The organism is Actinomadura sp. 6K520 (assembly GCF_004349245.1).
In the GTDB taxonomy this organism is placed as follows: domain Bacteria; phylum Actinomycetota; class Actinomycetes; order Streptosporangiales; family Streptosporangiaceae; genus Spirillospora.
In genome coordinates this window covers 1-23,462 of the sequence record NZ_SMLC01000119.1, presented here as the reverse complement: position 1 = coordinate 23,462, position 23,462 = coordinate 1, and the positions used below count along the sequence as shown (strand labels likewise).

The 23,462-nt window shown below is 71.6% G+C and carries 26 protein-coding genes; 14 read left to right on the top strand and 12 right to left on the bottom strand.

What is annotated here, in order from left to right; all coding sequences use genetic code 11:
• Together E1289_RS26245 and E1289_RS26240 are read left to right on the top strand one after the other, a co-directional pair.
• Positions 1-810, top strand: an 810-nt coding sequence (locus tag E1289_RS26245; protein ID WP_131984716.1) for an N-acetylmuramoyl-L-alanine amidase, incomplete at its 5' end; no start/stop codon positions are given.
• Between the two features lie 193 nt (positions 811-1,003).
• Entirely contained in the window at positions 1,004-1,627 is a 624-nt protein-coding gene (locus E1289_RS26240; protein ID WP_131984714.1) for a hypothetical protein, read from the top strand.
• On the opposite strand, the gene E1289_RS26235 is transcribed toward E1289_RS26240, so the two are convergent.
• Positions 1,587-2,462, bottom strand: coding sequence for an alpha/beta hydrolase (locus E1289_RS26235; protein ID WP_131984712.1), 876 nt, complete (start codon positions 2,460-2,462; stop codon positions 1,587-1,589). The genes E1289_RS26240 and E1289_RS26235 overlap by 41 nt on opposite strands.
• A 59-nt stretch (positions 2,463-2,521) precedes the next feature.
• Between E1289_RS26235 and E1289_RS26230 the strand changes: the two genes are divergently transcribed.
• Positions 2,522-4,456: a BTAD domain-containing putative transcriptional regulator gene (locus E1289_RS26230; protein ID WP_131984710.1), complete on the top strand. Its 1,935-nt coding sequence runs from the start codon at positions 2,522-2,524 to the stop codon at positions 4,454-4,456.
• Here the strand turns inward: E1289_RS26230 and E1289_RS26225 are convergent.
• Positions 4,453-4,737, bottom strand: coding sequence for a hypothetical protein (locus tag E1289_RS26225; RefSeq protein ID WP_131984708.1), 285 nt, complete (start codon positions 4,735-4,737; stop codon positions 4,453-4,455). The two genes, E1289_RS26230 and E1289_RS26225, sit on opposite strands and share 4 nt — an antisense overlap.
• A 232-nt stretch (positions 4,738-4,969) precedes the next feature.
• Between E1289_RS26225 and E1289_RS26220 the strand changes: the two genes are divergently transcribed.
• Both E1289_RS26220 and E1289_RS26215 read left to right on the top strand, forming a co-directional pair.
• The gene (locus E1289_RS26220) at positions 4,970-6,430 is read left to right on the top strand and encodes a methionine--tRNA ligase (RefSeq protein WP_207929154.1); all 1,461 of its coding nucleotides are present in this window, start codon (positions 4,970-4,972) and stop codon (positions 6,428-6,430) included.
• Positions 6,431-6,641: 211 nt separating this feature from the next.
• Positions 6,642-8,300, top strand: coding sequence for a catalase (locus tag E1289_RS26215; protein WP_131984706.1), 1,659 nt, complete (start codon positions 6,642-6,644; stop codon positions 8,298-8,300).
• Positions 8,301-8,356: 56 nt separating this feature from the next.
• Here E1289_RS26215 and E1289_RS26210 read toward each other — a convergent pair whose 3' ends face one another.
• Positions 8,357-8,782, bottom strand: a complete 426-nt coding sequence (locus E1289_RS26210) for a hypothetical protein (protein ID WP_131984704.1) — start codon at positions 8,780-8,782, stop codon at positions 8,357-8,359.
• 165 nt (positions 8,783-8,947) lie between these two features.
• Positions 8,948-10,033: a pyridoxal-phosphate dependent enzyme gene (locus E1289_RS26205; protein ID WP_243713154.1), complete on the bottom strand. Its 1,086-nt coding sequence runs from the start codon at positions 10,031-10,033 to the stop codon at positions 8,948-8,950.
• A 123-nt stretch (positions 10,034-10,156) separates the two neighbouring features.
• On the opposite strand from E1289_RS26205, the gene E1289_RS26200 reads away from it, so the two are divergent.
• The 3 genes from E1289_RS26200 (at position 10,157) to E1289_RS38400 (ending at position 11,993) form a co-directional block, all read left to right on the top strand.
• The gene (locus E1289_RS26200; protein ID WP_131984702.1) at positions 10,157-11,050 is read left to right on the top strand and encodes a LysR family transcriptional regulator; all 894 of its coding nucleotides are present in this window, start codon (positions 10,157-10,159) and stop codon (positions 11,048-11,050) included.
• A 458-nt stretch (positions 11,051-11,508) separates the two neighbouring features.
• Positions 11,509-11,778 carry a hypothetical protein gene (locus tag E1289_RS26195; protein WP_131984700.1) on the top strand — a complete coding sequence of 90 codons (270 nt, stop codon included), beginning with the start codon at positions 11,509-11,511 and terminating at the stop codon, positions 11,776-11,778.
• Between the two features lie 62 nt (positions 11,779-11,840).
• Positions 11,841-11,993, top strand: coding sequence for a hypothetical protein (locus tag E1289_RS38400; protein ID WP_165970618.1), 153 nt, complete (start codon positions 11,841-11,843; stop codon positions 11,991-11,993).
• A gap of 49 nt (positions 11,994-12,042) precedes the next feature.
• Here E1289_RS38400 and E1289_RS26190 read toward each other — a convergent pair whose 3' ends face one another.
• Positions 12,043-12,258 carry a hypothetical protein gene (locus tag E1289_RS26190; protein ID WP_131984698.1) on the bottom strand — a complete coding sequence of 72 codons (216 nt, stop codon included), beginning with the start codon at positions 12,256-12,258 and terminating at the stop codon, positions 12,043-12,045.
• Positions 12,259-12,395: 137 nt separating this feature from the next.
• Between E1289_RS26190 and E1289_RS26185 the strand changes: the two genes are divergently transcribed.
• From E1289_RS26185 to E1289_RS39130, 3 genes are all read left to right on the top strand, one after another.
• Entirely contained in the window at positions 12,396-13,157 is a 762-nt protein-coding gene (locus E1289_RS26185; protein WP_243713153.1) for a MerR family transcriptional regulator, read from the top strand.
• 71 nt (positions 13,158-13,228) lie between these two features.
• Positions 13,229-15,001, top strand: coding sequence for a prolyl oligopeptidase family serine peptidase (locus tag E1289_RS26180; RefSeq protein ID WP_131984694.1), 1,773 nt, complete (start codon positions 13,229-13,231; stop codon positions 14,999-15,001).
• A 152-nt stretch (positions 15,002-15,153) separates the two neighbouring features.
• Positions 15,154-15,987: a hypothetical protein gene (locus E1289_RS39130; protein ID WP_207929153.1), complete on the top strand. Its 834-nt coding sequence runs from the start codon at positions 15,154-15,156 to the stop codon at positions 15,985-15,987.
• A gap of 19 nt (positions 15,988-16,006) precedes the next feature.
• Here E1289_RS39130 and E1289_RS26170 read toward each other — a convergent pair whose 3' ends face one another.
• From E1289_RS26170 to E1289_RS26160, 3 genes are all read right to left on the bottom strand, one after another.
• Positions 16,007-16,675 carry a TetR family transcriptional regulator gene (locus E1289_RS26170; protein WP_131984692.1) on the bottom strand — a complete coding sequence of 223 codons (669 nt, stop codon included), beginning with the start codon at positions 16,673-16,675 and terminating at the stop codon, positions 16,007-16,009.
• A 282-nt stretch (positions 16,676-16,957) separates the two neighbouring features.
• On the bottom strand, positions 16,958-18,232 hold the full coding sequence (locus tag E1289_RS26165) for an aspartate kinase (protein ID WP_131984690.1): 1,275 nt from the start codon (positions 18,230-18,232) through the stop codon (positions 16,958-16,960).
• Positions 18,233-18,409: 177 nt separating this feature from the next.
• Positions 18,410-19,849, bottom strand: coding sequence for an MFS transporter (locus E1289_RS26160; RefSeq protein WP_207929152.1), 1,440 nt, complete (start codon positions 19,847-19,849; stop codon positions 18,410-18,412).
• 91 nt (positions 19,850-19,940) lie between these two features.
• Here E1289_RS26160 and E1289_RS26155 point away from each other — a divergent pair, with 91 nt between their 5' ends.
• A complete protein-coding gene (locus E1289_RS26155) occupies positions 19,941-20,435 on the top strand; it encodes a helix-turn-helix domain-containing protein (RefSeq protein ID WP_131984688.1) in 495 nt (164 codons plus the stop codon).
• A 194-nt stretch (positions 20,436-20,629) separates the two neighbouring features.
• Entirely contained in the window at positions 20,630-20,986 is a 357-nt protein-coding gene (locus E1289_RS26150) for a hypothetical protein (RefSeq protein WP_131984686.1), read from the top strand.
• A 152-nt stretch (positions 20,987-21,138) separates the two neighbouring features.
• On the opposite strand, the gene E1289_RS26145 is transcribed toward E1289_RS26150, so the two are convergent.
• Positions 21,139-21,558 carry an AraC family transcriptional regulator gene (locus E1289_RS26145; RefSeq protein ID WP_207929151.1) on the bottom strand — a complete coding sequence of 140 codons (420 nt, stop codon included), beginning with the start codon at positions 21,556-21,558 and terminating at the stop codon, positions 21,139-21,141.
• Between E1289_RS26145 and E1289_RS40200 the strand changes: the two genes are divergently transcribed.
• Positions 21,548-21,673: a hypothetical protein gene (locus E1289_RS40200; RefSeq protein ID WP_279487730.1), complete on the top strand. Its 126-nt coding sequence runs from the start codon at positions 21,548-21,550 to the stop codon at positions 21,671-21,673. The two genes, E1289_RS26145 and E1289_RS40200, sit on opposite strands and share 11 nt — an antisense overlap.
• On the opposite strand, the gene E1289_RS26140 is transcribed toward E1289_RS40200, so the two are convergent.
• The 3 genes from E1289_RS26140 to E1289_RS26130 are packed head-to-tail and all read right to left on the bottom strand — an operon-like array spanning position 21,670 to position 23,262.
• Complete coding sequence (locus tag E1289_RS26140; protein ID WP_131984682.1) at positions 21,670-22,215, bottom strand: DUF5063 domain-containing protein; 546 nt, start codon at positions 22,213-22,215, stop codon at positions 21,670-21,672. The genes E1289_RS40200 and E1289_RS26140 overlap by 4 nt on opposite strands.
• Positions 22,208-22,807: a recombination mediator RecR gene (recR, locus tag E1289_RS26135; protein ID WP_131984680.1), complete on the bottom strand. Its 600-nt coding sequence runs from the start codon at positions 22,805-22,807 to the stop codon at positions 22,208-22,210. The genes E1289_RS26140 and recR overlap by 8 nt, the downstream gene beginning before the upstream one ends.
• Positions 22,808-22,836: 29 nt before the next feature.
• Positions 22,837-23,262, bottom strand: coding sequence for a YbaB/EbfC family nucleoid-associated protein (locus E1289_RS26130; RefSeq protein WP_131984678.1), 426 nt, complete (start codon positions 23,260-23,262; stop codon positions 22,837-22,839).
• Between the last annotated feature and the right edge of the window lie 200 nt (positions 23,263-23,462).

Sequence of the window (23,462 nt, the reverse complement as noted above, 5' to 3'; positions counted from 1 at the left end):
GATGCCGAGGGCGGGCCCGTGGCGACTGTCGGCTCTCTGCTCCTGCGTCCCATCCATCGCGAACAGCTCAGCGCCAGGCAGCAGAGCCCGTCCTATGAGTTGGCGTGGAAGGTGCAGGCGCGGCCGACTCCCACGGGCGAACAGACCGCCGCGGGGGTTCAGGGGAAATTGATCGTGGTTGATCCGGGGCACAACGGGCGGAATGCCGACCATCCGGAGCGGATCAACAAGCAGGTCTCCGTAGGGAACGGGCGTAAGGCTTGTGATACGACCGGGACCACGACGGCGGACGGGTACCGCGAGCACGCCTTCACCTGGGATCTGGCCAATCGGCTGGCGAAGGTGCTGCGGGACGAGGGGGCCGAGGTCAGGTTCACGCGGGAGAGCGACGACGGGGTCGGGCCGTGCATCACGGAGCGGGCGGCTACCGGAGGACGCGTCGGGGCCGATGCGGCGGTGTCGCTTCATGGGGACGGTGGGCCGGCCTCCGGGCGCGGGTTCCACGTCATCGTGCCGGTGGCCGTGGGTGAGAACGCGGGGATCGTGGACGATTCCGTACGGCTGGGGCGGGCGATCCGCGATGCGTATCGGTCCGGCACCGGGATGCCCTACTCGACCTACATCGGGGAGAACGGTCTCGATCGGCGCGATGATCTCGGTGGGCTCAACCTGGCCAAGGTGCCGACCGCGTTCATCGAGACCGGCAACATGAACAACCCCGCGGACGCGGCCAAGATGGCCAGTGCCTCGTTCCGGCAGCGCATGGCCGACTCGATCGCGCGGGGGTTCGAGATCTACTTCGGCCAGTAGGCGACTGTTTGCCGGGCCGTGGGGTTGCGGGGCGAAATGTCCGGCCGTTCGTCATCTACGTGTGGGTATGGGCGGCGACTCAGGGTGGCCCGCCCTGGTAGAGGGTTGATATCACCGGTATTCGGACCCTGGTGGTGGATGGGATTTCCCGGCAGGATGCGGCGTGCGGGCCGCGCGCCCCCTGGGAGATCTCATGGACGTCGTCCTTGTCCTACTGCTGATCGCCGTTTCAGCCGGTGCGCTCGTGCTGGTGTACCGGCGGCTGGGCTTCTCGGTGAACCGTGTGTTCGCGAGGACGCCCCTGTCGACGGTGGCGACGGCGGAATCGGGCGTGTGCCGGCTTGCCGGGCGGGCCGTCGCGGTTGGGTCCGTCCCCGTGAGTGAGGCCAGCGGGCGTACTTATGTGGCGCGGCGACTGGCGATCGTCCCCAGTTCGGACGGGTCGGACGGGACGCATCGCTTCGGGCAGGCGGTCGACTTCCTGGTGGACGACGGCAGCGGGATCGCGCTGGTCAGAGGGACGGGTGGACGTGTCTCGGTGCCGCAGGACTACGAGGCGCCGGTGACGACGCTCGACAAGGTCCCCTGGGTCGATGTGCTGTTGCGTTCCGGCGGCTACCACAACGGCTCCCCGGCGACGTGCCGCATCCGGCTGTATGAGGGGGTCGTCGAGGACGGGGCCCAGGTCGGTGTTGTGGGGCAGGTCGAGGCGCCGGACGAGGAGGCCCGCGCGCTGGGGGCCGCCGTGGTGATCAGGGGAACGGCGTCCGAGCCGGTCATGATTCGCGCTGAACGCCGCGAGTCAGCAGCGTCCTGAGGACCTTGGTCACTTCAGTCGGGGCCTCTTCGGGCATGAAGTGGCCGTAGGGGACGGTGGCGTGGTCCAGGTCGGCGGCCCAGGCGCGCCATAGGGCGGCGGCGTCGTAGCCCAGGGCGGCTCCCCAGTCCTGCTGAAGGACGGTCACGGGCATCTGCAGCCGGTTGCCTGCGTCTCGGTCGGCCCGGTCGTGTTCGATGTCGATGCCCGCGGACGCGCGGTAGTCGGCGACGATCGACGGGATCGCGTTGCGGCAGGCGTCGAGGTAGGCGGCCCGGGCATCGAGCGGGATCGCGGCCGGGTCGTTCGTCCACAGGTCGAGGAAGTGGCCGAAGAAGGCGTCGGGGGCGCCGGCGATCAGCTGTTCGGGCAGCCCTGGCGGCTGGGCCATCAGGTAGAGGTGGAAGCCGACTGCTGCGGTCACGCCGTGCATCGCGTCCCACATGTCCAGCGTCGGGAGGATGTCGAGGCAGGCGAGGTGGGTCACCGTGTCGGGGTGGTCGAGTCCGGCGCGGAAGGCGACGAGGGCTCCGCGGTCATGTCCGGCAAGGGCGAATTGGTCGTGGCCTAGGGCTCGGGCCAGGGAGACGATGTCCGCGGCCATGGTGCGCTTGGAGTAGTCGTCGGCGGGCTTGTCGCTGTCTCCGTATCCGCGTAGGTCGGGGCAGATGACGGTGTGGTCGGACGCAAGGTCGGCCGCCACGTGACGCCATATCAGGTGGGTTTGCGGGAAGCCGTGCAGGAGAACGATTGGTGCGCCGGTGCCTGCGACCGCCACGTTGAGGGAGACATCCTCGGCGACAGGGACGCGCTTGTAGTCGAATCCGTTGAGCATGGTCCCAAGGCTGGTGGACGTGGATGAGCATCCGATGAGCGCGCTATAGCGTGGCTTGCGTGGACGTCGTTTTCGGAGTGTTGGGGCCGGTGACGGCCTGGGACGGCTCCGGCGACGAGCTTCTTCTCAAGGGGCCCAAGCATCGGGCCGTGCTGGCCCGGCTCATCATCGCCCGCCGCCGTGTCGTCCCGGTGACGCGGCTCGTTGACGATCTGTGGCCGGTTCCGCCGGCGGACGCGGTGGGCGCCGTCAGGACGTTCGTGGCCGCGTTGCGCCGGGCGCTGGAGCCCGAACGTCCACCGCGGGCGCCGTCCCGGCTCCTGGTCACCGAAGGCCCGGGATACGCGCTGCGCGCGGACGCGGTCGACGCCTGGCGCTTCGAGCAGGTCGTGGGTGCCGCGGCGCGCCCGCCGAAGGAGACGCTCAAGGGGCTGGACGAGGCGCTGGGATGGTGGCGCGGTCCGGCCTATGCCGAGTTCGCCGACGAGGATTGGGCCCGTGCGGAACGGTCACGTCTGACCGAACTCCGCTTGCGCGCCGTCGAACGCCGGGCCGAGGCGAAGCTTGAGCTGGGGCTCGCAGCCGACGCCGTACCGGATCTGGACGCGCACGTCGCCGAGCATCCCTGGCGTGAGGACGCGTGGCGCCTCCTGGCTCTCGCGCTGTACCGCACGGACCGCCAAGGCGACGCACTGGCAGTCCTCCAACGAGCACGGGCATTGCTGGTAGAGCAACTGGGCATCGACCCAAGCCCGGCATTGCGTCGCCTGGAGGAGAACATCCTTCGCCAGGAAGACCCGGACGCGGCGTCGCAGGTGTGGGCGGAGGCGGCCGCCGCCTATGACCGCACCGTGGCCTCGGGTTCGCGGGCGCGGCTGGAGTCGACGGTCGGCATCCTGCGCAATCTCGCGGTGACCGGTGGCGGCGGGCTGGAGGCGGCGCGCGGGCAGCGGATGGCGGCCATCGCGGCGGCGGAGCGGCTCGGCGACGCGGAACTGACCGCGCGGCTGATCGGCGCGTACGACGTCCCGGCGATCTGGACGCGGTCGGACGATCCGCGGCAGGCCGCCGAGGTCGTGGCGGCGGCCGAACGCGCCCTCGCCGGGCTTCCGGGCGGCGGGTCGGGGGCGGCGCGGGCACGCCTGCTGGCCACGATCGCGCTGGAGTCGCGCGGGACCCGGACCGGCCGCGCCCGTGCGGCGGCCGCGGAGGCGGAGCGGATCGCCCGCGGCCTGGACGATCCCGCGCTGCTGGCGTTCACGCTGAACGGCGTGTTCATGCAGGCGTTCCACCGGGCGGGGCTGGCGCCGCTTCGCGACGAGATCGGGGCCGAGCTGGTCGACCTCTCCGTCCGGCATGACCTGCACAACTACCTCGTGCTGGGCCACCTCGTCCGGATGCAGGCCCGGAGCGCGCTCGCCGACTTCGCAGCGGCCGGCGAGCACGCGGCAGCGGCGGATCGTCTGGCCGAGCGCCACGAGCGGCCCCTGGTCGGCGTGTTCACCAGCTGGTACCGCGCGCTGCGGCTCGCCGCGTCCGACGACCGGGCGCCGGAGGAGGTCGAGGCCGCCTACCGGGACGCCATCGCGCGGCTGGACGGTTCGGGCATGCCGGGGCTTGCGGCCGGGCTGCCCGCGCTGGCGCACCTTTCCCTGCGCTTGAGGGCGGGGCGGCCCGCGCAGACGGAGCCGCACACCGACTGGGGGCCTTACGAGCCTTGGGCCCGCCCCCTGGTCCTGCTGGCGAAGCGGCGTCCGCCCGAGGCCGCCGCGGCGCTGCGCAAGGCACCGGACCCGCCCCGCGACCTGCTGTTCGAGGCCCTGTGGTGTCTCCTCGCCCAGGCGGCGATGGCCCTGGACGACCGCGGGACGATGGCGCGTGCCCGGGACGCTCTCGCGCCGGCCGCCGGGGAACTCGCCGGTGCCGGGAGCGGGCTCGTGGCCTTCGGCCCGGTGGCCCGTTTTGTGGACGACCTGACCGTCCGAGCGGGTTAGAACCAGCAGGGGCCCGTGCCCCAGGCCCACGCCCACTCCCACGGGAGGAAGAGGTGGATGCGGCAGGGCATGTTGCCCCAGACGATGTAGGGGCCGTTGTCGTCCCACCCAATGTCGCCCGGGTTCTCCCTCACCTCGGCCTGGAGCGGGGCAGGGAGTTGCTGGATGACGCTCTCCGGAATCACACGCTCGGGCTCCGGTGACGCCTGCGCCGGGACTGCGGTCAGGGTCAGCGCGCCGAACAGTGCCACGGCACCCACGGCCATCCTCAGTTTCTTCATGCGCCCGAGTCTGAACGTGCAGGCCACGGAAGTCACGCCATCTTGCCAACAAATACTGGCAAGATCCGGCCGGGTGTGCGGCGGGGCGCGGCGGCTAGACTCGGGTCCATGAGGACGTTCACCGGTCAGGCGATGATGCCCCGCTCGCGGGGTCGCTGACGCTGGACGTTCTTCGAGGCCCTGTTCGCGGGGCCTTTTCTCGTTGTGGGGCCCCGATTCCCTGGAGGCTCCCTTGAGTACTTACATCACCACGACGATTCCGTACGTCAATGCGCGCCCGCATCTGGGGTTCGCGCTGGAACTCGTCCAGGCGGATGTGCTCGCCCGGCATGGACGCCGCACCGAGGCCGTCCGATTCCAGGCGGGGACGGACGACAACTCGCTGAAGAACGTCCTGGCCGCCGAAGCCGCCGGCGAGCACGTCCAGGAGTTCGTCGACCGGCTCGCCGAGGAGTTCGTCGGGCTGGCCGGTCCGTTGTCCCTGTCGGTGGACGACGTCATCCGCACCAGCCGCGACCCCCGCCACCGCACAGGAGTGGAACGGCTGTGGCGTGCCTGCGCCGACTCCGGCGACCTGTACCGCCGGCACTACGAAGGGCTCTACTGCGTCGGCTGCGAGCAGTTCTACGGCGAGGACGAGCTCATCGAAGGGCGATGCCCCGAACACGGCACCGTCCCGCAGCGGGTCTCGGAGGAGAACTGGTTCTTCCGCCTGTCCCGGTACGCGGAGAAGTTGCACGACCTCATCGGCCGCGGCGAACTGCGCATTGAACCACCCGAGCGGCGCAACGAGGTGCTCTCGTTCATCGCAGGCGGGCTCGCCGACTTCTCCGTTTCCCGGTCGACGGAGCGTGCCCGCGGCTGGGGAATCCCGGTGCCGGACGACCCCGGACAGGTCATCTACGTGTGGTGGGACGCGCTGGGAAACTACATCACCGCACTCGGCTACGGGCAGGACGGTGCCGACTATCGGCGATGGTGGGCGGGGGACGTCCGCCGCGTCCATCTCGCCGGGAAGGGCGTGCTGCGGTTCCACGCGGTCTACTGGCCGGCGATGCTGCTGTCCGCCGGGCTGCCGCTGCCGGACGAGATCCTGGTGCACGGCTACCTCACCGCCGGCGGGCGGAAGATCAGCAAGTCCGGCGGCGGCACCGTCGACCCCGTCGCCCTCGTGCGGGAGTACGGCGTGGACGCCGTCCGGTGGTGGCTGCTCCGGGAGGTCCCGAAGGCCGGGGACGCCGACTTCACCGCCGAGCGGCTCGTCGCCCGCGCCGACGACGAACTGGCCAACGGGCTCGGGAACCTGGTCAACCGGGTCGTGTCGATGGTCCACCGGTACCGGGACGGCGTCGTTCCCGCCCGCGAAGGCCCCGGTGAGCTGGACGAGGTGTGCCGGGAAGCACCGGCGCTCGCCAGCGCGGCGCTGGACGACTACGACTTCCGCCGCGCCACCACCGCGGTCTGGGACATCGTCGACCAGGCCAATCGCCACATCAACCGGGTGCGGCCCTGGGAACTGGCGAAGGCCGAAGATCCGCGGCTGGACGCCGTCCTCGCCGAGCTGGTGGACGCCTGCCGGGCCGTCGCCGGGAACCTGGCGCCCTTCCTGCCCGACGCCGCCGACCGCGTCGCACGCCAGTGCGCCGGCGACCGGCTCCCGCCGCCGTCCCCGGTGTTCCGCCGCCTCGGCTGACCGGCGCCGAGCGAAGGCCGCCTTCCCGCTGGTCAGGGGCGGTCCACGGGTGGGCGGGCTGCAGGACGGTTTACCTGGACGCGGATGTTACTTGCGCTTCTCTCGGGTAGGGCGTCACCGAGTCTTTTCGTCCGGTGTGTCCGGCGGTGCGCAGCCGTCGATCCCGCCGAGAGCGGAGCGACCCCCTGAAACAGCGAGAGGAGAGCTTGTCGTGACCGACGTTTCGAGCAAGGGATCGCAACCGGGGGACGAGCGTCCGGTGCTGACCAATCGGCAGGGCCACCCGGTCTACGACAACCAGAACCAGCGCACCGTGGGGTCCCGCGGCCCGGCGACGCTGGAGAACTACCAGTTCCTGGAGAAGATCAGCCACTTCGACCGGGAGCGCATCCCGGAGCGCGTCGTGCATGCCCGCGGCAAGACGTCGTACGGCTTCTTCGAGGCGTACGGGAAGTGGGGTGACGAGCCGATCGCGAACTACACCCGGGCGAAGCTGTTCCAGGAGCAGGGCAAGCGGACGCCGATCGCGCTGCGGTTCTCCACGGTCATCGGCGGGCGCGATTCGGCCGAGACGGCGCGGGACCCGCGCGGTTTCGCCATCAAGTTCTACACCGAGGACGGCAACTGGGACCTCGTCGGGAACAACCTCGCGGTGTTCTTCATCCGCGACGCCATCAAGTTCCCCGACGTCATCCACGCCCTCAAGCCGGACCCGGTGACGTTCCGCCAGGAACCCGCGCGCATCTTCGACTTCATGTCGCAGACCCCCGAGTCGATGCACATGCTGGTCAACCTGTTCAGCCCGCGCGGCATCCCGTCCGACTACCGGCACATGCAGGGTTTCGGCGTGAACACCTACAAGTGGGTGAACGAGGCGGGCGAGACGAAGCTCGTCAAGTACCACTGGATGCCGAAGCTGGGCGTGCGGAGCATGACGGAGGCCGACGCGGCGGCGGTCCAGGCCAACGATCTGGGGCACGCCAGCAAGGACCTGCACGAGGCCATCGAGCGCGGCGACTTCCCGGAGTGGGAGCTGCTCGTCCAGATGATGGACGACCACGAGCACCCCGAGCTGGACTTCGACCCGCTCGACGACACCAAGACGTGGCCGGAGAACGAGTTCCCCTCACTGCCGGTGGGGCGGATCGTCCTCGACAGGAACGTGGAGGACAACTTCGCCGAGAACGAGCAGATCTCGTTCGGCACGGGTGTCCTGGTGGACGGCCTCGACTTCTCCGACGACAAGATGCTCGTCGGGCGGACGTTCTCCTACAGCGACACGCAGCGCTACCGGGTGGGGCCGAACTACCTGCAGCTGCCCGTCAACCAGGCCAAGGGCGCGCAGGTCAAGACGAACCAGCGCGACGGGCAGATGACCTACTTCGTCGATTCGTCGGGCGACAACCCGCACGTGAACTACGAGCCGTCCATCACGGGCGGGCTGCGGGAGGGGCAGTTCCCGGCGCACGACGAGCAGGGCCCCGAGATCAGTGGCCGGCTGACCCGCAAGCGCATCGAGCGGACCAACGACTACAAGCAGGCGGGCCAGCGCTACCTGCTGATGGAGGACTGGGAGCGCGACGACCTCGTCCACAACTTCGTCGCCGCGATCTCCGAGTGCGCGCGTCCCGTCAAGGAGCGCATGGTGTGGCATCTGCTGATGGTCGAGGACGACCTCGGGCTGCGGGTCGGTGAGGGCCTCGGCATCGGCCCCGACGACGTCAAGCACCTGGAGCCGCTCGCGAGCCAGGACCTCACCGACGAGGACCGGAAGCGGCTCTCGAACCTCGGCAAGAACGGCCCGCGGGACGTCAACGGCCTGCAGATGACCCACTGCGTCCCGAACGAGAGGGCGGTCCACGCGAGCTAGCCCGGACGACCGACCCTCCAGGGTGCGGCGCGGCGAGCGCCGCGCCCTGGCGCCGTTCAGGCGCCCCGCACGGTGACGGCCGTCGCGCGGGCGCCGTCGACCGCGGCCTTGACGATCTCGTGCTCGGCGCTGAAGGCGGTCTCCATGACGGTGATGTACTCGGCGGTGGGCGGGTAGAGGCGGGCGGCGGCGTTGGCCGTCCGGCGGATGATGACGCGGGCGCCGGTGCGCATCGCGGTCTCGAAGTGGTGGATGTCGTGCCCGGCGCGGGCCTCGCCGGCCCCGAGGACGCGGAACGAGTCGAGCACGGCGGCCTTGTCGCGGGCGCCGAGGTAGGCGGACACGGCGTCGCGGACGAGCGTCCCCACGGCGCCGGCCCGCACGTGCGTGTAGGCGGGCACGCGGATGCTGATCTCGTGGACGACCTCGGCGGTGATCTCGTCGAGGCGGGCGGTGAGGAACCGCTCCAGATCGGGCTTCATGGTCGTCCCCCCTTTCGTTGGCGGGCGGCGGCCCGCGCCGACGAGGCAGGTGGCGGGAGCGGGAGGTTGGCCGGGACGAGCGGGTAGCGCGAATGAGAGTACGGGTATGTTACCGGCGCGTAGGCCAATTTGCCTCCCCCATCTCCGCAAACGGCCCGAGACGCGTCAGGCGGGGTTGGCCGTGGTCCCTTCCGTGCTCAGCAGGACGATCGTGTCCGCGTGCTCAGGCGCGAGGGCCGAGCGGTGTTGGGAGGCGAGAGCGGCGCGTGCGCCCGCCAAGGATGCGGCACCACATGGCCCTGCCGGCACACCAAGGGAGATGAGGTCGTGGGCGGCCTGGGCGGCGTCGGCGTCGGTGACCGCTACCGCCGCGTCCACGCCTGCGCGGAGGTAGGGCCAGGCGAGGCTGGACGGCGTAGCGCAGTTGAGCCCCGCCATGGTCGTCGTACCGGTCTCGACGGTGACCGGACGGTCGTGGTGCAGGCTGGTCAGCACGCAGGGGGCCGCCTCAGGCTCCACGCACAGCAAAGTGGGCGCGGACCGTCCAGACCTGTAATGGGTCACAGCAGCCTGGAGCAGGGACCCCACCCCGGCTGGGACGGCGACAAGGCCCGCTGGGGCGGCCCCGGCCGAGGCGAGTTGGTCGTCCATCTCGGTGAAGAGGGTGGAGTAGCCGTCCACGATCCACTGCGGGACGCGTTCGTACCCTGGCCACGCGGTGTCCTGGACGAGCACGGCCGACGGGTCGGAGGCCGCCACGTCCGCCGCGACCCGGACCGCCTCGTCGTAGGGCGCCGGCACCTCCGTCACCCCGGCGCCCTCCTCCTTGATCGCGGCCACCGCCGCGGGGTGGACGCCGCCCCGCGGAACGAGGACGTCCGCGGCGAGCCCCAGCAGGCGGGCCATCGCGGCGACCGCCCGGCCGTGGTTGCCGTCCGTCGCGGTGACGAGCCGCACCGGCGGGCCGGCGACGTCGCGCGGCCGCCCGAGCGGGGCGCCGGGCGGCAGCCCGTAGTGGTCGCGGAGCGCCCGGTGCACGCCCCACGAGGCCCCGAGGATCTTGAACGCGGGCAGCCCGAGGCGCGCCGACTCGTCCTTCACGAACAGGCGTCCGACCCCCAGCTCCGCGGCGAGCGACGGCAGTTCGACGAGCGGCGTCGGGGCGTAGCCGGGGAGCCCGCGATGAAAGGACGCGACGTCCCCGGGAGCCGGCGGGCACGTCCAGGCCCGCGCCGGCGGCCGAGCGAACAACGACAGACCAGGCGAAGCGGGAGCCATGACCATGCGTGACACGCTCCCGCAGCCACCTTTCATCGGTCCAGCGAATGTTTCCGAGCGATAATCGTCACCTCAACCGATGGATGGAGGCCGCCCGTGCTGGACCTGCACCGGCTCCGGCTGCTCCGCGAGCTGAAGCACCGCGGGACGCTCGCCGCCGTCGCCGAGGCGCTCTCCTACAGCCCGTCCTCGATCTCGCAGCAGCTGTCCGTGCTGGAGAGGGAGGCCGGCGTGCCGCTGCTCGAACCGGTGGGGCGGCGCGTCCGGCTGACGGCGCAGGCCGAGATCCTCGTCGCGCACACCGAGGCCGTGCTGGAGCGCCTCGAACGCGCGGAGGCCGACCTCGCCGCGTCCCTGCGCGGCATCGCGGGGGTCCTGCGCGTCGCGGCGTTCCAGACGGCCGCGCTCGCGCTCGTCCCGGACGCGCTCAGCACGCTCCGCGACGCCCACCCGCGGCTCCGCGTCGAGATCACCCAGCGGGAGCCCGAGAGCGCGCTCCCCGGGCTGCTCGCCCGGGACTTCGACCTGGTCATCTCCGAGGAGTACCCGGGCGACCCGAGCCCGCGCCCGGCCGGGATCGAGTACGCGGAGCTGGGCGCGGACGAGATCTCCCTCGCCCTCCCCGAACCGGCGCCGCGGGGCACCGGGCTGCGGGAGCTGGCGGAGACGCCGTGGGTCATGGAACCGGCCGGCACGGCGTCGCGGCGGTGGGCGACGCGGCTCTGCCGTGCGGCGGGGTTCGAGCCGGACGTGCGGTTCGAGTCCACCGACCTGCTCCTGCACCTGCGCCTGGTCGAGCGCGGCCACGCCGCCGCGCTGCTGCCGGGGCTCGTGTGGTCGGGGCGTCCGCCGGCGGTGCCGGTCGTCCGGCTCCCGGCGCAGGACCGGACCCGCCGCCTGTTCACCGCCGCACGCCGGGGAGGCGGCTCACACCCCGCGGTGCGGGCCTTCCGGGACGCGCTCGCCGACGGACTCGCATACCGGGGCTAACCTGGAAGGACATGTTCCCGCAGGCCGTATCCCTGCCCACGGACAGGCCGTAACCCCGAGGGCCACCGGATCTTGACCCCGACCCCGTGACCTGAGCGCGCCGTGTTCAACCGCCGCCCGATTTGGACGACGGGATTAGCCTCGGACACACATGCGTTAAACAGGAACGGCCCTCCGGCCGGAGTGCGCCCCCGAGACCGGATTCCAGGGGTACAGTCCCTACCAAGCCGAATCCAAACGCCCAGGTCACTGCCCCGAGACCGGGCAGCGCACCCGCGGAAGCAGCATTCCGTCCTGATAATCCGATTCCCGCACAGGGGAGCCGTCCTAAGGGACTCCCCGGGGACCGCCCCGGCCTCGGTTCGGGGTTTTCCCTTATGGCGATTAGTCCGCCAGGCGGGCAGAGTCATATGAAGCAGCAGGGGGACGAGGCCCCCTCCGCAGGAAGAAGGCACACGATGTCGAACACGCCCCCCACCTCGCTGACGGCCTCCGAACTGGCCGAGATCCTGTTCTGCTGCGGGCTGCAGGAGTCCGACCGTCCCTCCGCCGAGCAGGTCCGCGCCGCCATCGACGCCAGGCTCGGCGCCTGCGGCGGCGACCGCCTCGCCTGCGTCGCGATCGTCGCCCAGGAGGCCGGCGACCACCCGGAGACGTACCTCGCGCGGATGCGCTGGGCCCTGACCACCGTGTCCGAGACCTACCGCGGCGACCTCACCGCCGCCTGACCGTCCCGCGGCACCGGCCACCGCACGAGCAGGAGCCACCGCACGAACAGGGAGGAAGCCCGATGCGTTCACCGTTCACCGACCGCCGCGAGGACATCGTCCCGCGTTCGCTCCGCGACCTGCTCGCCACCGAGGCCGCGCAGGCCCCCCGAGCGGCGAACGAGAAGCGCCGGCGCCGACAACGCAGGACCATGACCCACCGCCGCGTCACCTAGGCGGTACCGCCCGCCCGGACCCGCCGCCGACCTCCGCCGGCGGCCGGGGTCAGTGCCGCGACTTCTTCGACTTCTTGATCTTCTTCTTGCCGCCGTCCGACTCCCACTCGTACCCGGCCGCGCCGCGCTCGCAGTAGCTGTTGCTGACCCGCTGGTCGGTCGCGTCGTGCTCGCACCACCGGTTCTTGCCGCCACCGCACGCGGTCAGGCCCGCCACCGCGACCACAACGGTCAGCGCCACGGTCACCGGACGTGTCTTCGGCATCTTCGGCCTCTCCTCGCGACGGTCGTGTCAGCGACAGGGTGTCACTGGCGTGGCTCTGACGCACGGAGCCGACGAAAGCGTTCCCCGCGTACGGCACCGGACGTGACCGGCTCCGGCCGCGAACTATGCTGGCGGCCGTGAGCGATGAGCCGACGGACGACCAGGACGGCCACCCCGGCGGCGGTGGCCGCGAGTACCGCATCGGCGAACTCGCGCAGGCCGCGGGCGTCCCGGTGCGGACGCTGCGCTACTACCAGGAGCGCAAGCTCCTGCCGCCCCCGCGCCGCGAGGGGCGTATCGGGCTGTACTCCGCGGACCACCTCGCGCGGCTCCGCATGATCGCGAACCTGCTGGAACGCGGCCACACCCTCGAAGGCATCCGCGAGCTGCTCGCGGCATGGGAGCAGGGCCGCGACATCGGCGCCGTCCTCGGCGTCGAGAAGGCCGTCACGACGCCGTGGTCGCGCGAGGTCCCGGTGACGATGACGCTGGACGAGCTGGCGGCGCTGTTCCCGGGCCAGGTCGACGCGAAGTCCGTGGAAAGGGCCGTCGCGCAGGGCCACATCGAGATCGACGGCGACCGCGTCACCCACTGGAGCCGCCGCCAGCTGGAGGCGACGGTGACGCTCGTCCAGGCCGGGGTGCCGCTGGAGGAGATCCTGTCGGCCGGGCTGGAACTCCAGCGCACCATGGACGACATCGCGGCGATGTTCCTCCGGATGATCGCCACGCATGTCGTCGGGCGCATCGACGAGCAGGACCTCGGCGAGCTGACCGAGACCCTCGCGCGGCTGCGTCCCGGAGCGCAGGTCACCGTGGAGGCGGGCTTCGCCCGCGCCATGGACCGGCAGGTCCGCACCGCGATCGACCAGTTGCTCGGCCGCCTGACCGCGCCCTGAGCGCCCCTCGGCGGGCACGCCCCGGGCGCCGGGGTTCCGCCGCACGTCCGGTCGGCCGCGATACTGGGGGGATGGTCGACGACGAACGCTGGAAGGCGAGATTCCGGGCCGCCGGAATGAGCCTGCCCCGATGGGCCAGAGACGCCCCGAGCCACAGCATCTACCGGTCGAACGTCACCGGAACCTGGGAGATCTACACGTGGGATCGTGACACCGGCGCGCGCCGCCAGGTGACCGACCGCCCGAACGGCACATGGATCGGCACCATCGACCCGTCCGGCGAATGGGTCTGGTGGTTCGCCGACACGGACGGCGACGAGTTCGGCGTCTGGAAGCGCGTGCCGTTCGGCGCGGAGGAGGGGGCCGAGAGCGTCCCCGCCGTCCCGGACCTGGAGCCGTCGTACCCGTCCGGGCTGTGCCTGGGCCGCACCGGCCTCGCCGTCGTCGGGCGGACGACGGAGGAGGGCAACACGATCCACCTGTGCCAGACGGGCGCGGCGCCCGAGGTGCTCTACCACCACGCGGAGGACGCGCACGTCGCCGCGCTGTCCCGCGGCGAGAGCCTGATCGCGATCGGGCACAGCGAGCACGGCGACAGCCGCCACATGGCGCTGCGCGTGCTGCGGCCGGACGGCAGCACGGTCGCCGACCTGTGGGACGGCGCCGGCAAGGGCGTGCACGCCGCCGGATTCGCCCCTGTCGAAGGGGATTCGCGCCTTCTGGTCAATCACGAGCGGCGCGGCCGCGACGAGATGCTCATCTGGGACCCGGTCACCGGCACCGAACAGGAGATCGTCCTCGACCTCCCCGGCGAGATCGGCGCGGCCTGGTACCCGGACGGGACGGCGCTGCTGATCTCCCACTCGCACGAGGGCCGGGACGAGCTGTACCGGTACGACCTCGCGGACGGGGGCCTGACCGGGATCGAGACGCCGCGCGGAGTGATCGGCGGGGCCGACGTCCGCCCGGACGGGACGGTCGAGTACTCCTGGTCGTCGGCCGCCGAGCCGCCGGTGATCAGGTCCACGTCCGGCGAGGTCGTGCTCACGCCCCCCGGGCCGCCCGCTCCCCCCTCCGTGCCCGTCGAGGACGTGTGGGTGGACGGCCCCGGTGGCCGCATCCACGCGCTGGTCAGCAAGCCCGAGGGCGACCGTCCGTTCCCGACGGTGTTCGACGTCCACGGCGGGCCCACCGCGCAGGACGTCGACTCGTTCATGCCGACGGTCGCCGCCTGGGTGGACCACGGGTTCGCCGTCGTCCGCGTCAACTACCGGGGCTCGACGGGCTACGGGTCGGAGTGGCGCGACGCCATCGAGGGACGCGTCGGCCTCACCGAACTGGAGGACATCAAGGCCGTCCGCGACTGGGCCGTGTCCAGCGGGCTCGCCGACCCGGAGCGGCTCGTGCTGACGGGCGGGTCGTGGGGCGGGTTCCTCACCCTGCTCGGCCTCGGCACGCAGCCGGACGACTGGAGCGTCGGCGTCGCCGCCGTCCCCGTCGCCGACTACGTCGCCGCGTACGAGGACGAGATGGAGGGGCTGCAGGCGTTCGACCGGTCGCTGTTCGGCGGCTCCCCGGCCCAGGTCCCGGACCGCTACCGCGAGTCGTCCCCGATCACCTACGTCTCGGAGGTCAAGGCCCCCGTGCTGGTCCTCGCCGGGGAGAACGACCCGCGCTGCCCCATCCGGCAGATCGACAACTACCTCGCACGCCTGGACGAGCGGGGCCACCCGCACGAGGTGTACCGGTACGACGCCGGGCACGGCTCCCTCGTCGTCGAAGAGCGCATCACCCAGATGGCCGCCGAGATCGGCTTTGCCGGCAAGCATCTAGGTATGTCGTGATCTTCCCGGGGGCGGGCGGCGGACCCGCCCGCCCCCGGCGTTTACAAGATCAGCGGCAGGGCACGCCTCCGACCGGCCGTCAGTGATCAAGGAGCCGGTAAGGAGCCGGCTCGCCCCCCCGGTGCGCGGCCACCGCAGACGGGGGGATTCACGTGAAACAACGTCAGCGCGTCCATGGGCTCGTCCGGCTCGCCCTCGGCCGCCGAAAACCCGAGCCGCACGGCCCGGCGTTCCGGATGGCGGCGCTGGTGACGGGCCTGGCCGCCGCCGCCACGACCCTCGCCGTAACGGCGCCGCGCGCGTCCGCGGCCGAGAAACGTCCGCCGCGCCGGCCCGCCACGGCGGCGAAGACGTCCCCGGCGCGCGCCGCCGAATTCCTGGCGCTCCGCCGCCCCGCCTCCAGCGACCAGGCGTTCCGCCGGTCCGGACGCCCTCCGGACCGGCGCACGACGAAGCCCAGGCCGCCCCTGGCGCTCACCGGCCCCACCGCCGGCCGGCCGGTGCCGACCACCCCACCTCGGGACAACGCGCCGGCGGACCCCGCCACGTCCGGAACGCTGGAGCCGGCCACTCTGCCGGAGGGCATTCCCAAGTCGAGCCGCGTGGGGCACCGGTTCGCCGCGGAGGTCCTGCGCGTGCACGGCATCGGCTGGCGCTCGACCGGCGGCTGCTCCGACCGGACGGTCCGGACCTGCACGTCGTTCGAGGGCATCCGGTGGGGGACGATCAAGGGCCTGGTCCGCTTCACGAGGTCGAGCGGCTGCGACGTCGTCGTCACCGGCGGCACCGAGCGCGGCCACGCGGGCGGCACCTACAGCCACTGGAACGGCTACAAGGCCGACATCTCGCCGAGCCGCTGCGTCGACGGCGCGATCGAGCGGCACCCGTCCACCGGTGTCCGCGGCGACGGCGCCAGGCTCTACCGCTCGCCCGGCGGCACCCTCTTCGCCCGCGAGAAGGACCACTGGGACATCACCTTCCGCTGACCCGGCCGCCGGGCGACGGTCAGGCGCGGACCTCGCGGATGATCCCGACGAGCTCCCGGGTCACCGACTTGAACCCCGGCATGCGCGACATCGACACCATGCGGTTGACCAGCGGGACGGTCCGCTCCACCAGCAGGTACGTCTTGCGGCAGCCCGGCGAGCTGTCGTGCACCCAGTACAGGACGATGCCCATCGAGTAGATCCACAGCAGCTCGGGCAGCTCCGCCCGGAACTCCCTGTCGATCTTCAGGTCGGAGCCCTCCACGACCTCGCGGTAGATCGCCACCGCCGAGTCGCGCGCCGGACCCGACTCGGCGCTGAACGGGTTGAGCGGACTGGTCGGCTCGGCGGCGAACTTGAAGAACTTCCCGGCGAACTCGTGGTACGGGACCATCGTGTCGACCCGGGCCTTCAGCACGCCGAGCAGCCGGGGCGCGAACTCCGTCTCGGCGTCCAGGACGGCCCGGCAGGCCGCGACGTGCTCGTCCTGCAGCTCGTCGTAGTACGCCTGGATCAGCTCTTCCTTGGACCCGAAGTAGTAGTAGGCGTTGCCGACCGAGACGCCCGCCTCCTTGGCGATCGCCCGCATCGTCGTCGCCTCGTATCCGCGCTCCCGGAACAGGCGCAGCGCCGTCTCGACGATCAGGCGCCGCGTCTGCTCGGACTTCACGGCCTTCGTCTCGGTCACGAATGCCACCCTAAGCCCGCCACGGCGTCCGGCTCCCCCCACGCGGCCCGCCGCGCCCGCCGGCCACCCCGACCGCCGACCGGCGGACCCGCGCCCGACGACCACAACGCCCGACCGCAGACTTTCCCCACAAAAGCACAGGTCAACGACCTGCAGACCATCGAGCGAGCCCCGGCCGCGCAAGGTCGCGCGGACCGGGGCATGCCAGGACCGTTCGGGCCAGGGCGTGCGGAGGCCACGCGGGGCGGGAGGTGCCCCCGGCCCGCGCGGGCTCCTGGTGGGTCAGCGGCCGGTGCCGCCGTAGACGACGGCCTCGACCTGTTCGGAGTCGAGGTCGAAGGCCGTGTGGGCGGCGACGACGGCGGAGTCGATGTCGTCCTGGGCGACGACGACCGAGATGCGGATCTCCGAGGTGGAGATCATCTCGATGTTGACCCCGGCGTCGGCGATCGCCGAGAACAGCTTGGCCGTGACGCCCGGGTGCGAGCGCATGCCCGCGCCGATCAGCGAGACCTTGCCGATCCGGTCGTCGTAGCGGAGCGACTCGAACCCGATCTGCTCCTTCAGCTTGTTCAGCGCGGTCAGCGCGCTCTGCCCGTCGGTGGACGGCAGCGTGAACGAGATGTCGGTGCGCCCGGTGGACGCGGCCGACACGTTCTGCACGATCATGTCGATGTTGATCTCGGCGTCGGACAGCACGCTGAAGATCGCGGCGGCCTCACCGACCTTGTCCGGCACCCCCACCACCGTGATCTTGGCCTCGCTCCGGTCGTGCGCGACGCCGGAGATGATCGCCTGCTCCATGTCCTGTCCTTCGATGTCGCTGCTGTCGACGACCCACGTGCCCTCCTTCTGACTGAACGAGGACCGCACGTGGATCGGGATGTTGTACCGGCGCGCGTACTCGACGCAGCGCAGATGCAGGATCTTCGCGCCGTTCGCCGCCATCTCCAGCATCTCCTCGTAGGAGATCTTCGGGACCTTGCGGGCGGCGGGCACGATGCGCGGGTCGGCGGTGAAGACCCCGTCGACGTCGGAGTAGATCTCGCAGACGTCGGCGTCCAGCGACGCGGCCAGCGCGACGGCGGTGGTGTCGGAGCCGCCGCGGCCGAGCGTGGTGATGTCCTTGGTGTTCTGCGACACACCCTGGAAACCGGCGACGATGCAGATCGAGCCCTCGTCCAGCGCCGTCCTGATCCGGCCGGGCGTCACGTCGATGATCTTGGCTTTCCCGTGCGAGCCGTCGGTGATCACGCCCGCCTGGGAGCCGGTGAACGAGCGGGCCTCGTGGCCCAGGTTCGCGATGGCCATGGCGAGCAGCGCCATGGAGATCCGCTCGCCGGCGGTGAGCAGCATGTCCAGCTCACGGCCCGGCGGCAGGGGACTGACCTGCTTGGCCATATCGATGAGATCATCCGTCGTGTCGCCCATGGCGGAGACGACGACCACCACGTCGTTGCCCGCCTTCTTCGTTGCGACGATGCGCTGGGCGACCCGCTTGACGCCATCGGCGTCGGCGACGGAGGAGCCACCGTACTTCTGCACGACAAGAGCCACGGGTGGGCGCTCCTCGGATCGGGATCGGCGTACCGAACAGAGAGTCTACAGAGCACACCGAAACGGATAACGGGCAGGTAACCGGTGCGGACGCCGCGTGGCCGCACCGGCGGCGCCGGGACGGGCCGATCGCCGGTGCGGCGCCGCCCCGGCGATCGGCCGTCGTCGGCGGTGCCGCTACGCCGCGGTCTTGACGGGGTCGTGGGCGGGCTCGGCCGTCCGGCGCGAGCGGACCCGGAGGCCGAACGCCATGATCAGGACGGCTGCGAGGACGGCGGCGACGGGGACCGTCAGCGCGATCCGCAGGGCGTCGAGGTTCGCCTCCCGTGATCCGCCGCTGAGCGCCGCCACCTTGACGGCGGTGACCGCGGACAGGCCGAGCGCCATGCCGAACTGGATCGCGGTGTAGAAGAGGCCGCCGGCGACGCCGTGCTCGCTCTCGTCGACCCCCTCCGTGGCGGCCATCGTCAGCGGGCCGTAGACCAGCGCGAACGCCAGGCCCAGCAGCCCGATGATCGGGAACATGGTCGGGTAGGCCCAGTCCAGGCCGACCGGCAGGAACAGCCCGTACGCCACGGCCGCCAGGACGAGTCCGCCCAGCAGGACGCGCACGTTGCCGAAGCGGTTCACCAGGCGGGGCGTAAGCGTGGGCGCGAGGATGACGTCGATGCCGACGACCAGCAGGGCCAGGCCCGTCTGCCACGTCGTCCAGCCGCGGAGTTCCTGCAGGTACAGCGTCATCAGGAACTGGAAGCCCGCGAACGCGCCGAGGAACAGCATCGCGCTCAGGTTCGTCCGCACCAGCGCGGCCGAACGGAGGATCCCGAGGCGGACGAGCGGGTGAGCGGCCCTGTTCTCGATCGCCACGAACGCCCCGAGGAGCGCCGCGCCGCCCAGCAGGACGGCCACGGTGAGCGCGACGTCATGGCCGGGACGTTCCAGCCGGACGACCCCGTACACGAGCAGCATCATCGCTCCGGTGATGCTGAACGCGCCCATGAGGTCGAAGCCCCCCGAGACACCGCGGCGCGCCGCCGGGTCCGGCTCCTGCACCAGCGGAACCGCCGCGGCCAGCAGCAGCGCCGCCATGATCACCGGCGCGAAGAACACCCAGCGCCAGCCGATCGAGGTGAGCAGCCCGCCGGCGACGAGACCGAGCACGAAGCCGCCCGAGGCGATGCCCGCGTAGACGCCGAGCGCCTTGGTGCGGGCGGGCCCGGCCGGGAACATGGCGGTGACGAGCGCGAGCCCCGCCGGGGCCATGAACGCCGACGCGACACCGGTGACGAACCGTGCGGCGAGCAGCATCCAGCCGTTCGTCGCGAACCCGCCGAGCCCGGAGAACAGCAGGAAGACCACCAGCCAGAACAGGAAGACGCGGCGGTGGCCGAGCAGGTCGGCGGTGCGTCCGCCCAGCAGCATGAACCCGCCGTAACCCAGCACGTAGGCGCTGATGACGCCGCTGAGCATCCCGGTCGACAGGCCGAGGTCCGCCCGGATCGACGGCAGCGCGATGTTGAGCATCGCGACGTCGATCCCTTCCAGGAAGACCGCGCCGCACAGCACGAGCAACTGCGCCCAGGCACGCCCGTCCATACGGGCAGCGGATGTGGACATGAGCCGGCTCCTCTCCGGAGAGGGCCGGTTCCCCTCGTGAGCGCCGGTTCCCCCTTGTTACCGACAGCATCGTCAGTCACCATTGGAGACCATGGAAGACGGAACTTTCGCGTCCCCCGGTTACTGCGGGGATACCGCCGCCGACGAGGCCGTCCAGCAGTGGGACACGCGCAACGACTGCGAGGTCCGGCAGATCCTCGACCGCATCGCCGACAAGTGGTCGCTGCTCGTCATCGCGCTCCTGGACCAGCGCTCGCTGCGGTTCACCGAGCTGCGCCGCCGGATCGACGGCATCAGCCAGCGGATGCTCGCCAGGACCCTGCGGCATCTGGAGCGGGACGGGCTGGTCAGCCGGACCGTCCACCCGACCGTCCCGCCGCGCGTGGACTACGCGCTCACCCCCATGGGGGCGACCCTGCACGAGACGATCCGCTCGCTGGTCGCCTGGACGGAGGAGCACCAGAACGCCATCGCCGCCGCCCGCGCCGCCTACGACGCCCGCGTCCGGGCCGAGAAGGAGGCGGCGGAGCGGGAGGCCGCCGAACGCGACTCCATCGCCCGCGAGGCCCTCACCGCCCTCCGCTGACGCCCTCCGGGAGACGGGTGCGGCTGGCCGGCGTCACGTCCTGCCCATGCCTATCAGGGAAAACTCACGGGCATCCGGGTGGTGACCGGAATATGCTCTTCTCCGCTTCGTCCCCGGCGCATGGGCCACCGCAGGTCGTCCTGTTGCTTCGACGGTCGAGCAGCCGCACCCACCCCCCGAACGCAAGGAGCGTCATGGCCGATTCCGTCAAGCTTCACGTGACCGGTACACCCGACCAGGTCCGTCCCATGTTGGAGCAGGTGCTCCAGGCCGAGGGCTTCCGGTTCACCTGGGAGAACGCCGGAGACTGCATCATCGAGAAGGGCTCGCGCACCAAGGCGCTGCTCCTCGGCGCGTTCGGCACCCACTACAAGTACCGCGTGCTCCTCCACCCGCAGCAGGACGGCACCCTGGTCGTCGACCTCGGCCTCGCCACGACCGGCATGTCCGGCGGGGCCATCGGCGTCGCGAAGGTCCGCAAGAAGCTCGACGAGGTCGGCCGGGTCCTGACCGGCGCCTTCCAGAACGCCGGCACCCTCATCAGCGCCTGACCCGCCGATCGGCAGCGGGGCGCCGCACCGGACCTGCGGCGCCCCGGGTCCGCCGCCGGACGCACCTGAGGTGGCAGTCCTGCGATGCGGCGGCCACGGCGCCCGTCCCGAACTCCCGGAGGGGCGGTCCCCGCCCGGCGCGGTGGCGTCGATCAGGCCGAGGGCCGGTCGGCGGTCACGATGGCGACGCCGGTGCCCAGGAGCCGGCCGGGCTGAAGCCCGAACATCCGGTGGAACGCGTCGCTGAAGTGGGAGGGGGTCGCGAACCCCGCCTCCGCCGCGGCGCTCGTGAGGTCCCCGCCGGCGCCGATCACCCGTCCCGCGGCCAGCATCCGGGCCCAGAGCCGGTAGCGCCGGAAGGTCGTCCCGGTGTGCGCCTTGAACAGGCGCAGGAACCGCGACGTGGACAGTCCGCAGGTGGCGGCGGCCTCCGCGGCCGTGACGGTGCGGTAGGTCTCGGTGAGCAGCAGCGCGGTGACGTCCCGGATGCGCGGGTCCGGCTCGCCGGGCCCGGTGGTCCGTCGCGCCCGAGGCCCCGTGAGGGAGCTGATGGGAGCGTTGATGGCCGTCAACGCGTACGTGTGGGACTCGGAGCCGGGCGGGCAGATCGGCCCGGACGCCGAGAAGGCGGCCGAGCTGAGAGCCGGCGGTTGCGGCCGGTGGTTTCGGCTCTTGCTCGCGGGCTAGGCGGTCGCGGCCTCCGGGGCCACGTTCAGGCGGGCGTTCGCGACGAAGGCGTGCAGGGCGCGCAGTGCCGCGCCGGCGTGGTTGCCCCAGTGGTTGAAGTACGAGTACTGCCACCACCAGAGGGCCTCCAGGGGACGGTCCTGCTGGTAGTGGCGCAGGCCGTGGACGAGGTCGCTCGCGACGTCGACCAGGTCGTCCGACAGGCGGTACGAGGTGGGCTCGGTGTCCTTGTAGGGGTCGAAGACCTCGACGTACTCGTCGAGGGCCACGAGCCGGTCGCGGAGGCCCTGCCGGACGGCGTCGAGGTCGGGGTCGTCGCCGATCTCGGGCTCCCAGTTGTCGGGCAGGATCACGTCGGCGCTGGCGCCGAGCTGTGCGCCCGCCAGGATGACCTGCGACACCTCCAGGAGGAGCAGCGGGATCGTGTGGGTGCCGCCGTCACCGCGGGCGACGGCCTCCAAGCCGCTCAGGTAGTTGTCGACATGGCACGCCACGCGTTCGGCGAGGGCGTTCCAGTCCTGCGGGCTGTTGGTGTCAGACATCGAGCAGCCTCCGTCCTTCGAATGCGCGGCCCAGCGTCACCTCGTCGGCGTACTCGAGGTCGCCACCCACCGGCAGGCCGCTGGCCAGACGGGTGACGGTGAGGCCCATGGGCTTGACGAGCCGGGCGAGATACGTCGCCGTCGCCTCGCCTTCCAGGTTGGGGTCGGTGGCGAGGATCAGCTCGGTCACCGCCCCGTCCGCGAGCCGCTGCATCAGCTCGCGGATGCGCAGGTCGTCGGGGCCGACGCCCTCGATGGGGCTGATCGCGCCGCCGAGCACGTGGTAGCGGCCCCGGAACTCGCGGGTCTTCTCGATCGCGACGACGTCCTTGGACTCCTCCACGACGCAGATGACGTGGGGGTCGCGGCGCGTGTCACGGCAGATCCGGCATTCCTCCTCTTCCGCGACGTTGCCGCACGTCCCGCAGAAGCGGACCTTGTCCTTGACCTCTTTGAGCGCCTTGCCGAGACGTTCAACGTCCGCGGGGTCGGCGGAGAGGAGGTGGAAGGCGATCCGCTGCGCGCTCTTGGGGCCGACGCCGGGCAGCCTGCCCAGCTCGTCGATGAGGTTCTGGACCACCCCTTCGTACAACGGACCCCTCCTTTCTCTCTACCGGCCGCTCAGGCGCCCGAGCCGGTGCCGCCGCCGAGGCCGGGGAAACCGCCGGGCAGCCCGCCGCCTCCGCCGCCTCCGCTTCCGCCGAGGCCGGGGATGCCGCCTGCGCCGCCGAGACCTTCGGCGAGCGGTCCCATCTTCTCCTGCTGCAGCCGCTGCGCCTCACGGCCGGCGTCACGGATGGCGGCGAGTACCAGGTCGGCGATGGTCTCCGCCGTGTCGGCCGGGTCGTCGGCGTCGATGACCTTCGGGTCGATCGACAGGCCCGTGACCTCGCCCTGCCCGTTGACCGTCGCGGTGACGAGCCCGCCGCCGGCGGTGCCGTTCACCTCCGCCTCCGCGAGTTCGCGCTGCGCGTTGAAAAGCTGCTCCTGCATGGCCTGCGCCTGCTGGAGGAGTTCCTGCATGTTCAGCTGACCACCGGGTTCCACGGTGCACTTCCTCTTCCGGCCCCCCGAGAGGGCCTTCTCTCTGGCGCTCCGCCAGCCACCGGATGTCCGTCCCCCGAGACTACGGGTTCCCGGCACTCCGCCGTAAGTACGGCCCCCGGTGCGCCCACCCCGGCCACGGACAAGCGCCGGCCGGGCGCCGGCCGGGCGTCGGGCGGGCTGGACGACATGGTCATCAGCCT